The organism is Streptosporangium sp. NPDC000396 (genome assembly GCF_042898655.1).
Lineage (GTDB): Bacteria > Actinomycetota > Actinomycetes > Streptosporangiales > Streptosporangiaceae > Streptosporangium.
Genome location: NZ_JBIAZA010000013.1, coordinates 239,365 through 252,803, shown reverse-complemented (window position 1 = coordinate 252,803; position 13,439 = coordinate 239,365). Strand labels below are relative to the sequence as shown.

The 13,439-nt window shown below is 69.6% G+C and carries 10 protein-coding genes; 9 read left to right on the top strand and 1 reads right to left on the bottom strand.

Annotated elements, in window-relative coordinates; all coding sequences use genetic code 11:
* Positions 1-166: 166 nt before the first annotated feature.
* A complete protein-coding gene (locus ACFY2X_RS22775) occupies positions 167-1,351 on the bottom strand; it encodes a S8 family serine peptidase (protein WP_389940743.1) in 1,185 nt (394 codons plus the stop codon).
* 192 nt (positions 1,352-1,543) lie between these two features.
* Here ACFY2X_RS22775 and ACFY2X_RS22770 point away from each other — a divergent pair, with 192 nt between their 5' ends.
* From ACFY2X_RS22770 to ACFY2X_RS22730, 9 genes are all read left to right on the top strand, one after another.
* Entirely contained in the window at positions 1,544-2,548 is a 1,005-nt protein-coding gene (locus ACFY2X_RS22770) for a methionine synthase (protein WP_389940741.1), read from the top strand.
* Positions 2,549-2,812: 264 nt separating this feature from the next.
* Complete coding sequence (gene ligA, locus ACFY2X_RS22765) at positions 2,813-4,993, top strand: NAD-dependent DNA ligase LigA (RefSeq protein WP_389940739.1); 2,181 nt, start codon at positions 2,813-2,815, stop codon at positions 4,991-4,993.
* A 290-nt stretch (positions 4,994-5,283) separates the two neighbouring features.
* Entirely contained in the window at positions 5,284-7,365 is a 2,082-nt protein-coding gene (locus ACFY2X_RS22760) for a putative bifunctional diguanylate cyclase/phosphodiesterase (protein ID WP_389940759.1), read from the top strand.
* Between the two features lie 165 nt (positions 7,366-7,530).
* Positions 7,531-7,830: an Asp-tRNA(Asn)/Glu-tRNA(Gln) amidotransferase subunit GatC gene (gene gatC / locus ACFY2X_RS22755; RefSeq protein ID WP_030913706.1), complete on the top strand. Its 300-nt coding sequence runs from the start codon at positions 7,531-7,533 to the stop codon at positions 7,828-7,830.
* On the top strand, positions 7,827-9,317 hold the full coding sequence (gene gatA, locus ACFY2X_RS22750; protein WP_389940736.1) for an Asp-tRNA(Asn)/Glu-tRNA(Gln) amidotransferase subunit GatA: 1,491 nt from the start codon (positions 7,827-7,829) through the stop codon (positions 9,315-9,317). The genes gatC and gatA overlap by 4 nt, the downstream gene beginning before the upstream one ends.
* Positions 9,318-9,356: 39 nt before the next feature.
* Complete coding sequence (locus tag ACFY2X_RS22745; protein WP_389940734.1) at positions 9,357-10,445, top strand: AAA family ATPase; 1,089 nt, start codon at positions 9,357-9,359, stop codon at positions 10,443-10,445.
* Positions 10,442-11,020, top strand: a complete 579-nt coding sequence (locus tag ACFY2X_RS22740; RefSeq protein WP_389940732.1) for a hypothetical protein — start codon at positions 10,442-10,444, stop codon at positions 11,018-11,020. The genes ACFY2X_RS22745 and ACFY2X_RS22740 overlap by 4 nt, the downstream gene beginning before the upstream one ends.
* 146 nt (positions 11,021-11,166) lie before the next feature.
* On the top strand, positions 11,167-12,672 hold the full coding sequence (gatB, locus tag ACFY2X_RS22735; protein WP_389940730.1) for an Asp-tRNA(Asn)/Glu-tRNA(Gln) amidotransferase subunit GatB: 1,506 nt from the start codon (positions 11,167-11,169) through the stop codon (positions 12,670-12,672).
* A 245-nt stretch (positions 12,673-12,917) separates the two neighbouring features.
* Positions 12,918-13,289, top strand: a complete 372-nt coding sequence (locus ACFY2X_RS22730; RefSeq protein ID WP_389940728.1) for a hypothetical protein — start codon at positions 12,918-12,920, stop codon at positions 13,287-13,289.
* Positions 13,290-13,439: the final 150 nt, after the last annotated feature.

Genomic DNA, 13,439 nt, shown 5'->3' with positions numbered 1-13,439 from the left:
CCGACAAGGATGTGGACGCCTATGCGCTCAGGATCTTCAGGCAGTAATGGGTTCAAACCGCCCATTGCATTCCTTCCACCTCAACTACCGGTAAAGCTATCTATAAGTTGATCTATAGCTATCAAAGCAAACATGAGCCCGACAGTTGACTGATTTCACATCTCTTTCATGACTCGTTCTCCAGACTTCCGGCCCGCCACCCGCGACGGCGGCCCAGCGGGATCATGACGCTACCCAGGGTGAACAGAACGGCGGCGGCGAGCGCGATGAGGGCGATCCGCATCGCGATCGTGATGCTCGCGGTGTCCTCGGGCGGCGCGGGCCGTATGGCGTCGTGCGGAAGGGGGGCGGGCTCCGGCGGCGCGAGCGCCACGGCGTCCGAGGTGAAGATCGCCGATACGGCCAGCAACGGGTTCACCACCCCCGAGCCGGTTCCGGCCCCGACGCCGCCGTTGGCGGTCTGGGAGATGCGCCGCGCCACCTCCTCGCGGGTCAGCAGCGGATGGCGGGCGCGGACCAGCGCGGCGACCCCGGCCACGTACGCCGAGGCGAAGCTGGTGCCCTCGTCATCCTCGTTCTCCTTGTTGTAGAGGCCGCCGGGCCAGGTGCTGGTGATCTGCGTGCCGGGAGCCAGCACTGTGACGGGCGTGACCGGATTCGAGGAGTCGGCCCTTCTTCCGTTGGGACCGGAGGAGCCGACGGAGATGACCCCGGGATAGGAGGCCGGATAGGCCGGCACGGGAGAGCCGTCCTCCTTGTTGACGTTGCCGGCCGCGGCGACCACCACCACGTTCTTGGCCAGGGCGTAGGCGACCGCGTTGCGCAGGTCGGTGTTGTCGCTCGCCTGGGTCGACACGTTGATCACATCGGCGCCGAGCTGGACGGCCTTCACGATGGCCAGCGCCATGAGGCCTACCTGCCCGCGCTCCTCGTCGGTGTATTTGACGGAGATCAGCCTCGCCTCCGGCGCGACCCCGGCGAAGGGGGACCCCTTCTTCCGCGCCGCGGCGATGAGGCCCGCCACCTGAGTGCCGTGACCCAGGCAGTCGCGTGCCCCGGTGTTGGTGACGTCCTCCGCGACGCCCCTCGTCAACTGGGGGTGCGAGGTGTCCAGGCCGGTGTCGACGACCGCGACGGTCACCCCGGCCCCCCGGGTCAGCCGCCACACCTCGGGCAGGTTGAGCGACCGCTGGCCCCAGGTCTCCGCGATGCTCGCCGTACCCCGTCCGGGTGAGCACTTGCCGGGCGCGGCGCTCCCGGGCGCGGCGGTCCCGGTCGCGGCCGCCGGGGCCGCCGGGGCCACGACCGCGATCAGTAACGACAACGCGACGAGCGTCCGACCGATCACCATACGCCCCCAAATACGGATGGATAGCCGGCAAGACTCTACTCAACTGATCAATCACCGTCACGAGAGAGACAGATTGCTCTGGCGGGAGGCTGCGACCGGCGGTCCTAAGCTGGCTGTCGTGAACGAGCGAGGCGGGCGGGTGAGTGCGGCGGCGATCGCCCGCGTCTCGACGAGCGGTGGCGGGGAGCGGGCATGAGCGAATATCCATGGGGCGAGGCGACCGCGACCGGCGTCGGATCGCATCCGGGGGAGGACCACGCGGAGGCGGTCAGGGTCGTCTTCGGCGAACTGCCCGCGCTGCCGTACCTGCCGGAGCTGCCCGCGCGCGGCGTCGGCGCCGACATGATCGGACGCGGTGCGTCGCTCCTGGTGGACCTTCCCGTGGAGGTGCAGCCGTCCGGCTGGCGCTTCGCCGACCGGCCGGGGCGCGACTTCAAGCGAGCGCGTGACCACCTCAAGCGCGATCTCGACGCGCTGGAGGAGGCGGCCCAGGGATACGAAGGGCCTTTCAAGATCCAGGCGGCCGGGCCGTGGACGCTGGCCGGGGCGATCGAGCTGCGGCACGGCGACAAGACGCTCGCCGACTCCGGAGCCGTGCGCGACCTGGCGGAGTCCTTCGCCGAGGGGCTTGCCGCCCATGTCGCCGACGTGCGGCGAAGAGTTCCGGGCGCTTCGGCGATCGTGGTCCAGCTCGACGAGCCAGGGCTGCCCGGCGTCCTCTCGGGCACGGTGCCGACCGCCTCGGGCTTCGGGCGGCTGCCCGCCGTGGACGCCCCGATCGCCGCCGACCGGCTCAGGTCGGTGCTGCCGGCCGACGCGTTCACGATCGTGCACTGCTGCGCCCCGGACGTGCCCTTCGACGTCCTCCGCAAGGCGGGTGTCAGGGGTGTCTCGCTGGACGCCTCCCTGCTCAAGCGGCGTGACGAGGACGCGATCGGCGAGGCGATCGAGGCGCGGACGGCTTTCTTCCTCGGCGTCGTGCCCGGTGTGGACTCCCGCCTGCCCGACGTCGGCGTGGTCGCCAGGCCCGCCGTGAAGCTGTGGCGCCGCCTCGGCTTCTCCTCCGCGACCCTGGCCCATCAGGTCGTGCTCACCCCCGCCTGCGGGCTGGCCGGAGCCTCTCCCGCCTATGCCAAGGCGGCCCTGGCCAAATGCCGTGAGGCCGCCCGGGTGCTGAGAGACGACCCGGGCGAATGACCGCCCCCGCCCCCGCCTCCGCCCCTGCCCCGCCTCCGCCCCCGTCTGATCCGGCCCGGAGCGGCCGTGAGGCTCCGGGGCCCGTGGGACGGCCGGCCGCGGGCGGCCCGCCGTACCCCGTCACGCGCACCGGCCGCCGCGGGAGCCCGGCCCCGGGGTTGCCCATCTCCAGGTAAGGCCGCCTCACAATGTCGGTGCCCGGCGGTAGCGTTTGCCTGGGTTTGCTTGACGACCTGGGTTTGCTTGATGAGGGGAGAGCTGGAGATGAGCGCTGAGGTCGAGGGCGTTCCGGTGGCGGCGTTGGAGCGGCACGCGGAGCTGACCGAGTTGGTCGAGGAGGCCAACTGGCGCTATCACGTGCTCGACTCACCCACCGTGAGCGACGCTCAGTACGACACGTGGATGCGCGAGCTGCGCCGCCTGGAAGACGACAACCCGAGCCTGCGCACCCCCGACTCGCCGACGCAGAAGGTCGGCGCGCCGATCTCCGCCGACTTCAGGCCGGTCAAGCACCTGCAGCGGATGGAGAGCCTGGACAACGCCTTCAACGCCGACGACCTGGTCTCCTGGCAGGCGCGGGCCGAGCGGCTGGCCGAGCGCGATCCGGCGCCCTACCTGTGCGAGCTGAAGATCGACGGCCTGGCGATCGCGCTGGTCTACGAGAAGGGCCGCCTGATCCGGGCCGCCACCCGGGGCGACGGCCGCGTCGGCGACGACGTGACGGCCAACGTGCGCACGATCGCGGACGTGCCGCACCGCCTGACCGGCGACGACGTGCCCGACCTGGTCGAGGTCCGGGGCGAGGTCTACATGTCCGTCGAAGGGTTCAGGAAGCTCAACGAGCAGCTGGTCGAGGCGGGTAAGGCGCCGTTCGCCAATCCGCGCAACTCGGCCGCCGGCTCGCTGCGCCAGAAGGACCCGCGGATCACCGCGCAGCGCCCGCTGCACATGATCGTCCATGGCGTCGGCAAGTGGGAGGGCGCCGCCGCGCCCCGGACCCAGTCCGAGGTCTACGAGCGGCTCAAGAAGTTCGGCCTGCCGGTCAGCGACCTCTACAAGGTCGTGGACGACATCGACGGCGTCAACGCCTTCATCGAGTTCTACCGGGAGCATCGTCACGACCCCGCCTACGAGATCGACGGCGTCGTGGTGAAGGTGGACCGCATCGAGCTCCAGCGCAACCTGGGCTCCACCAGCCGGGCGCCGCGGTGGGCGATCGCCTACAAATACCCGCCGGAAGAGGTCAACACCAAGCTCCTGGACATCCAGGTGGGGGTGGGCCGCACCGGCCGGGTCACGCCGTACGGCGTCATGGAACCGATCGTGGTGTCGGGTTCCACCGTCGAGCGCGCCACGCTGCACAACGCCTCCGAGGTCGCGCGCAAGGGTGTGCGCATCGGCGACACCGTGGTGCTGCGCAAGGCGGGCGACGTCATTCCCGAGATCGTCGGTCCGGTCGCGGACCTGCGCGACGGCACCGAGCGCGAGTTCGTGATGCCGACGCACTGCCCGGAGTGCGACACCGAGCTGGCCTACGAGAAGGAGGGCGACGCCGACCTTCGCTGCCCCAACAGCAAGACGTGCCCCGCCCAGCTCCGTGAGCGGATCTTCTTCGCGGCCGGGCGCAAGGCCTTCGACATCGAAGGTCTCGGCTACGTGGCGGCCACCGCGCTGACCCAGCCGCTGCCACCGCAGGAGCCCCCGGTCCGCACCGAGGCAGACCTGTTCGACCTGACCATCGAGCGGTTGCTGCCGATCCGCTCCGTCGTCCGCGACCCCGACACCGGGCTGCCCAAGACTGACCCGGAGACGGGCGAGCCCAAGGTCGTCTCCTTCTTCGCCAACCAGAGCGGCGAGCCGAGCAAGAACGCCGAGAAGATGCTGGAGGAGCTGGAGAAGGCCAAGGACCAGCCGGTCTGGCGGGTCCTGCTCGCGCTCTCCATCCGGCACGTCGGCCCGCCCACCGCTCAGGCGATCGCCGCCGAGTTCCGCTCGATCGACGCGATCGCGAACGCCTCGGAGGAGGAGCTCGCCGCGGTCGAGGGCGTCGGCCCGCGCGTGGCCGCGGCGATCCGCGACTGGTTCGGGGTCGACTGGCATCAGGAGATCATCGCCCGGTGGAAGGCCGCCGGGGTCCGGATGGAGGACGAGCCGTCGGCCGAGCAGCTCCCGCAGACCCTGGCCGGGCTCACCTTCGTCGTGACCGGCACGCTGGCGGCCTTCACCCGCGACGAGGCCGGTGAGGCGCTCGCGAGCCGGGGCGGCAAGGTGTCGGGCTCGGTGTCGAAGAAGACCTCCTTCGTGGTGGTGGGGGAGAACGCCGGGTCCAAGTTCGACAAGGCGGTCAAGCTCGGGGTGCCGATCCTCGACGAGAACGGCCTGCGGGTCCTTTTGGCCGAGGGTTCCGAGGCTGCCGCCGGGATGGCGGTCAAGCCCGAAGAGTAGATCAGGAGGACGGAGGCCGTACCCGGGGCAACGGGAGCCATAGAGACGAGGCCGTACCGGGGCAACGGAGATCGCGGCGGACGGGGCGATATCGGGGTGGCGAGGGCCGTAGGAGACGAGGCCGTATCGGAGCAGCGGGGCCCCGATAGACAGGGGCCGTATTGGAGCAGCGGGGACCTTAGTGGGACGAACAGCGAAAATGACTCGTAACGGAACGTGCGCAATCGGTTTCGCGAAGTGGCCCAGAGGCCGTACTCTCCCATAGTGAACTAATGGGGGTTTTGTTACTCATGGCCGACCCTAACGACACGCGGGACACCGGACCGCGCGTGGGCTCACCTCTGTGGGCCTACCTCACCGCCGTCATCACCACCGGGTTCATCGCCCTCATCGCGGCGCAATGGCGGATCGATCCGGCGGAGCTGGCAGACCACGTCCGCAGCCCGCTGTTCTGGATGCTGGCGGTCCTGGTCGTGCTGGGCGAGCTGCGGCCGGTGCTGCTGTCGTCGTCGATGACGGTGGGCGGCACCTATCCGTCGACGATGTTCACTTTCGCCGCGCTGCTCCACTACGGGCTGCCGATCGCCGTTCTGATGCAGACGGTCAGCATGCTCGTCAACGCCGCCGTGACCCGCAAGGCATGGCACCGGGTCATGTTCAACATCGCACAGGCGACGCTGGCCTGCACGGCCGCCGGGATGGTGCTGGGGATGGTCGGAAGCCGACCGGTTCCGGCGGCCTCCTGGGTGCCCAAGGGGACCGACATGCTCGCGATCGGGCTGGCCGGGCTCGCCTATTTCGTGGTCCGGGCGCTGCTGGTCTCCGGTGCGGTGGCGCTGCACGAGCGGCGGTCGATCCACCGGGTGATCAGGACCACGATCGGCCACCAGAGCATGGTCTACGCCGGGCTGCTGGGCCTGGCCCCGTTGGTCGTGGTGGTGATGAACCACTCCCCGGCGCTGGTGCCGCTGTTCGTCGCGCCGATGGCCGCGGTCTACTTCACCGCCACCCTGTCGGTCCGCCAGGATCACCAGGCGACGCATGACGGGCTCACCGGGCTGCCCAACCGCAAGATGCTCGTGGTCAGCACCGAGGAGGCGCTCGCCGAGGCGCGGGCGGGCGAGCGCGTCGGGCTGTTCCTGCTCGACCTCGACCGGTTCAAGGAGGTCAACGACACGCTCGGGCACCTGGTGGGCGACCGGCTGCTGCAGATCGTGGCGCACCGGCTCACCCACAGCGTACGGCCGGGCGACGTGGTGGCCCGGCTCGGCGGCGACGAGTTCGCGGTGCTGCTGCCGTCGATCAGAGACGCCGCCGCGGCCAGGGAGGTGGCGGCGCGCCTCCGGGTGGCCCTCACCGAGCCGGTCCGCCTGGAGGGGATGACCTTCGACCTGGACGCCTCGGTCGGCATCGCGCTCTACCCCGATCACGCGCCGGATTTCGAACTGCTGATGCAGCGCTCCGACGTGGCGATGTACCTGGCGAAAGAAGGCCGGACGGGCGTGGAGATCTACGTCGCCGAGAAAGACCGGAACAGCCCCGAACGCCTCAACCTCCTCGGTGACCTGCGCAGGGCCATCGACCGCTCCGAACTACGGCTCCACTACCAGCCCAAGCTGGACCTGGCCGGCGGGCAGGTGCGGGGCGTGGAGGCGCTGCTGCGGTGGCGCCACCCGGAGAGGGGGATGATCCCGCCCGGCGAGTTCGTGCCGATGGCCGAGCAGTCATACCTGATGCGGCACCTCACCGAATACGTCATCGACGCGGCCCTGGAACAGGCCGCCCACTGGTGGCACACCGGCCTGCACGAGCAGATCTCGGTCAACGTCTCCGCCCGCGACCTGCTCGACTCCGCCCTCCCCGAGCGGCTGGAGTCGGGCCTGGCGCAATACCGGCTGCCGCCCAAGGCGATCCAGCTGGAGGTCACCGAGCGGGTCCTGATGACCGACCAGGCCTACACCGCCGACGCGGTCCGTGCCCTCTCCTCGCTCGGCGTGCCGCTGGCACTGGACGACTTCGGCACCGGTTACTCCTCGCTGGTCCGCCTGCAACGGCTGCCGGTCGCCGAAGTCAAGATCGACGCTTCGTTCGTCCGGCGGATCTGCGAATCCAAGGACGACGAGCGGATCGTCCGCTCCATCGTCGATCTGGTCCGCTCCCTGGGCCTGCGCTCGGTCGCCGAGGGCGTCGAGTCGGCCGAGGTGGCCACCCGCCTGGCCGGCATGGGATGCGACCTCGCCCAGGGCTGGCTGTTCGCCGAACCCATGTCCGCCGCCGACGCCACCGTCTGGCTCCGCAAACACCGTGACCCGGCTACGCCCGGCTTCGGCTTCCTGCGCTCCACCGAGGTTCTCGACGCCCAGACGGCCTAGTGTCCCTGACCGCTCGGAGAGGGGGAGGGCGGTGGCAGGGCCCGAAGGCGCCCGGTAGCGGATCTTCAGCCGGTCACCCCGGCGTTAATGAGTCAGGCACGTTAGGTCACGAGCCCTAAGATGACAGTGTCCAATTGCCATTCCACGAAACGGGTTCAACGACTCATGTCCGCCATAACCCGCGACGAGGTCGCTCACCTCGCCCGGCTGTCCCGGCTGGCGCTGGCCGACGAGGAACTCGACCACTTCGCCGCCCAGCTCGATGTGATCATCGGTGCGGTCGCCCGCGTCGCCGAGGTGGCGGCCGACGACATCCCGCCGTCCTCGCACGCGCTTCCGCTCACCAACGTCTACCGCCCCGACGAGGTGCGGCCCGGCCTGACGCCCGAGCAGGCGCTGTCCGGCGCCCCGGCAGTCGAGGACGACCGCTTCCGTGTTCCGCGCATCCTCGGGGAGGAAGCATGAGCCTCATCCACAAGTCCGCCGCCGAACTGGGCGCGCTGGTCGCCAGTGGAGAGGTGTCGGCCGTCGAGGTCGCCCAGGCCCACCTCGACCGGATCGCCGCCGTCGAGCCGCAGGTCAACGCCTTTCTCCACGTCGACGCGGAGACGACGCTGGCGCAGGCCCGTGTCGTCGACGCCCGCCGGGCCGCCGGGGAGAAGCTCGGTCCGCTCGCCGGTGTGCCGATCGCGCACAAGGATGTCTTCACCACCACGGACATGCCGACCACGGCCGGATCCAAGATCCTTGAGGGCTATCGCCCGCCGTACGACGCGACCGTGACGCGCCGCCTGCGTGAAGCGGGCCTGGTGATCCTCGGCAAGACGAACCTCGACGAGTTCGCGATGGGCTCCTCCACGGAGAACTCGGCCTACGGCCCCACCCGCAACCCGTGGGACCTGTCCCGGATCCCGGGCGGCTCCTCCGGAGGTTCGTCCGCGGCGGTCGCGGCCTACGAGGCCCCGCTGTCCACCGGCACCGACACAGGCGGCTCGATCCGCCAGCCCGCGGCGGTCACCGGCATCGTCGGCATGAAGCCGACCTACGGCGGCTCGTCCCGTTACGGTCTGATCGCCTTCGCCAGCTCCCTCGACACGCCCGGCCCCTTCGCCCGCAACGTGCTGGACGCGGCGCTGCTGCACGAGGCGTTCTCCGGACACGACGTCATGGACTCCACCTCCATCGACGCCCCGGTGCCCTCGGTCGTCGAGGCGGCGCGCAACGGCGACGTGGCCGGGCTGCGCGTCGGTGTGGTCAAGGAGTTCGGCGGCGACGGCTACCAGGCCGGTGTGCTCGCCCGGTTCCAGGAGAGCGTGGAGCTGCTGGAGTCCCTCGGCGCCAAGGTGGTCGAGATCTCCTGCCCGTCGTTCACCACGGCCCTCCCGGCGTACTACCTGATCGCCCCGTCGGAGTGCTCGTCCAACCTGGCCCGTTTCGACGCCATGCGGTACGGCCTGCGCGTCGGCGACGACGGCACGCGAAGCGCCGAGGAGGTCATGGCGCTGACCAGGGCCGCCGGTTTCGGTCCCGAAGTCAAGCGGCGCATCATCCTCGGCACCTACGCGCTCTCCAGCGGCTACTACGACGCCTACTACGGCCAGGCGCAGAAGGTCCGGACGCTCATCGCGCGCGACTTCGAGGCCGCCTTCAACCAGGTGGACGTGCTCATCTCGCCGACCACGCCGACCACGGCGTTCCCGATCGGCGAGCGCGCCGACGACCCGATGGCGATGTATCTCGCCGACCTGTGCACCATCCCGACCAACCTGGCGGGCAACGCGGCCATCTCGGTGCCGGTCGGCCTGGCGGACGAAGACGGGCTGCCGGTCGGGTTGCAGATCATGGCCCCGGTGCTCGGCGACGACCGTTGCTACCGAGTCGCCGCCGCGGTGGAGAAGGCCTTTGAAGACCGCTGGGGCGGCAGCCTGCTGTCCAAGGCCCCGGCGCTGTAGGGCTTTTCGGGACGACGGGGCGACAGGGGGAACGGCGGCATGATCACTCGAATCGAGATCGACGGGTTCAAGTCATTCTTGAACTTCGTCCTCGACGTGCCGCCCTTTCTCGCGCTGGTCGGTCCCAACTCCAGCGGCAAGTCGAACCTGTTCGACGCCATCGGGTTCGTCGCGGACGAGATCACCGGCTCCGGCGGGCTGCTCGCCGCGGGCCGTGGCCTGCCCGGAGAGCAGTTCCACCGGGTTGTGCAGGGAACTCCCGTTCCCGGGTTCGGCGTCTCGGTGGAGGCCCTGGTCGCCCCGGAACCCGGTGCGCTGGTGCCGATCCGGTTCGACGTGGGCGCGGAGATGGTTCTCCGGATCCCGAGGTCCAGCGGGGTGGTCGTCAGCCATGTGGCCCACCACCTTCCGGAGGAGCTGCTGGAGCTCATGATCGAGGATCCGGATCCGGAGACCACGTCTCGCCGTACGGTCCAGTCGTGGCGCCGTTACGCCCCGTCGCCGCAGGCCATGCGCCGCCGGTGCGCTCCGGACGATCGCGGGCCGCTCGCGACCGACGGTGCGAACCTCGCCGCGGTGCTTGGGCGGATGGCGGGGTCGGCGGCACTGGCCGATCTCACGGTCGATCTCGCCGGCGTCATCCCCGACGTGGTCGGGCTGATCCCTCGCCTCGATCGTGCGGAGTGCTCCTTCGACCTGGTCGTCGACGGCCAGGGAGCGGTGCCGGCGGCGCTGCTGTCGGACGGGACCCTGCGGATCCTCGGTCTGCTCACCGCCCTGCACGACCCGGACCACCCGGGCACCCTGCTGGTGGAGGAGATCGAGAGCGGCGTGCACCCGAGCCGCCTGGGCGAGTTGCTGCGGCGCGTCCGGCAGCGGATCACCGAGCCCGGCGGCGGGGAGCCGTTCCGGCAGGTGATCCTCACCAGCCACTCCCCGGTGGTGGTCGCCGAGATCTACCAGACCGATCCGGACGCGCTGACCTTCCTGGACACCGCGGTCCGCGTCGATCCCGACAACGACCGGGTGTCGCGGGTGACCGTGGCCAAACCGGTCCAGCCGGACGGTGAACCGGGCACTTTCGTGTCGCCGCGGCAGGTCCGCAGATATCTGGGCGCGGCGGCATGAGCCGCCCTCTGGTTCCCGGACTGATCGCGGAAGGGGAGTCCGACAGGGGCTTCCTCGGCATTGTGATCTCCCGGCAACTCCGCGAACTCACCTGGATGTCGCCGCACGTGGTCGACGTCGAGGCGACGCAGGTCGTCACGTGCGACCGGGAGAACATGGTCACGGCGCTGGAGGAGCTCGCGGCGGACTGCCATCTGCTCTTCACGCACGAGTACGAACGAGAACGCGGCAAGATGGGTGGTAGGGCGGACGGCGTCCGCTACCACTCGCACTACCTGGTGCCGGTGATCGGCCTGGGCGACACGGAGACCTGGCTGCTCGCGGATCCCGGCGTGTGGGCGGGCCTGGAGGGCAGCGACCTCAGCCTGCTGCCCGGCCGGCCTCGTGACGTCGAGAGGATCGCCGACCCCGGCGAGATCCTGGCCGCGACCGTCCCCCGGCGGGGCAGGCCGATCCGCGACTACTTCGAATACATAGGACGCAACATCGACCTCGCGGTCCTGGCCCAGGTGCCCACATACGCGGACTGGGTCGCCGAGACGAGGAACGCATTGAAGGGACTCGGTTACCTGTGAGCTGGGGGCGGTGAACGACCAATGGGCGCGAGAGAGCCCGACGTAATGAGTGGAGCGGCGCGCGAGGGACGGACGCTCCGCGAAGCGAACAGGAACGCCGAACGACCAATGAGCACGCGTAGCGGAAGAGGAATGGTGAACAACCGATGAGCACGGAAACGCTGATGCCGTACGACGAGGCGCTGGAGCGCTTCGAGCCGGTGCTCGGCCTGGAGACGCACGTCGAGCTGGGCACGGCGTCGAAGATGTTCTGCGGTTGCCCGACCACGTTCGGTGCCGCGCCGAACACCCAGGTCTGCCCGGTCTGCCTGGCCCTGCCGGGTGCGCTGCCGGTGGCCAACGCGGAGGCGATCGAGTCGACGATCCGCATCGGCCTGGCACTCAACTGCTCGATCGCCGAGTGGTGCCGTTTCGCCCGGAAGAACTACTTCTATCCGGACATGCCGAAGAACTACCAGATCAGCCAGTACGACGAGCCGCTCTGCTTCGACGGTTACCTCGACGTCGAAGTGGACGGCAAGGTCGTGCGGATCGAGATCGAGCGGGTTCACTTGGAGGAGGACACCGGCAAGTCCACTCACGTGGGCGGTGCGACCGGCCGGATCCACGGCGCGGACTACTCGATCGTCGACTACAACCGCGCCGGCATCCCGCTGGTGGAGATCGTCACCAAGCCGATCCCGGGCACCGATCGGCTCGCCCCCGAGGTCGCCCGCGCCTACGCCACCGAACTGCGCGAGCTCATGCGGACGCTGGGCGTCTCCGACGTGCGCATGGAGGAAGGCTCCATGCGGTGTGACGTGAACGTCTCCCTCATGCCTCGGGGCTCCTCGGAGTGGGGCACCCGTACCGAGACCAAGAACGTGAACTCGCTGCGCAGCGTCGAGCGCTCGGTCCGTGGCGAGATCGAGCGCCAGGCCGCGATCCTGGCGGGCGGCGGCCGGATCGTCCAGGAGACCCGCCACTTCCACGAGGACACCGGCACCACCACCTCGGGCCGCTCCAAGGAAGAGGCGCAGGACTACCGCTACTTCCCCGAGCCCGACCTGGTGCCGATCGCTCCGGACACCGAGTGGGTGGCCTCGCTCAAGGCCGCGCTGCCCGAGCTGCCGAGCGTACGGCGCAAGCGGCTCCAGCAGGAGTGGGGCGTGTCCGACCTCGACATGCAGTCCATGCACAACATCGACGCCATCGACCTGGTCGAGGCGACGGTCGCCGCCGGCGCTCCGCCCGCGGACGCCCGCAAGTGGTGGATGGGCGAGCTGGCGCGCAGGGCCAACGAGGCCGCGATCCCGCTCAGCGAGCTGCCGATCACCCCTGACCAGATCGCCCGGGTGTGCGCGATGGTCGCCGGGGGAGCGCTGAACGACAAGCTGGCCCGCCAGGTGCTGGAGGGCGTGCTGAACGGCGAGGGCTCCCCCGATGATGTGGTGGCCGCGCGCGGCCTGCAGATCGTCAACGACGAGGGTGAACTGATGGCGATCATCGACCAGGTGCTGGCCGGCAACGCCGACGCTGCGGACAAGGTCCGCAGCGGCAAGATCGCCGCCGTCGGCGCCCTGGTCGGCGGTGTGATGAAGGCCAGCCGCGGCAAGGCCGACGCGGGCCGGGCCCGCGAGCTCATCCTGGAGAAGCTCGGCGTCTCCGAGTAGCTCGCGGCGGATGCCGTGAACGGTTCGTGAGGGACGTTTTCCGATAGCTCATTGAGAAAGGCCCGCCGATCAAGAGATCGGCGGGCCTTTCTCAATGTGGTAATCGTGATTTTTCATCTCAAGCACGTATTGACTCAATTGTTGCCTACTTGCACAGTAATCACGTTAGTTTCACCTTTCTCTCTGGTGCTGCTCGGTCCCAGGATTGGAGAACGCGCGTGAAAAGGTTTCTGGCAATTACGGCTGTGGCGTCGGCCGTTTTCGGCGGGCCACTGATCGCCGCCGGTCCCGCCCAAGCCGCCATGCCGGGTCTCTCCTCCACAGACGCGGCCGCGTCCGTGGACGCCGTCGTCGTCGCCGACGGCGTCCGCCTGCGGTCGAGCGCCGGGGGGTCGCGCGTGATCGGCCTGCTCTACTACGGGGACTACGGGCAGATACTGAACGCGAACCTGTCGAGCAGCTGGTGCAAGTTCCGCCTGGGCGGCAGGTCGACATCGGGACTGCCCGTAGGGACCACGGGGTGGGCGTCCTGCTCCTATTTCGCGACGGAAGACGGCAGGCGCCTGGCGGAGGTGTCCGCCGACTCCCTGGAGACCGAATCTCCGGAGTCGGAGTAGAAAGGCGGGCCTCACTTCCGCGAAACGGAGCGGAAAAGCGGGCCTGCCGCTTTCGCATACGGCGGTACGGCGAAGCCATGAACCATCTGGTGAACGCCCGGCGTCCGATGGCCCGAAGCCTGTTTCGTGGATCCTCACCATGACGGTGGT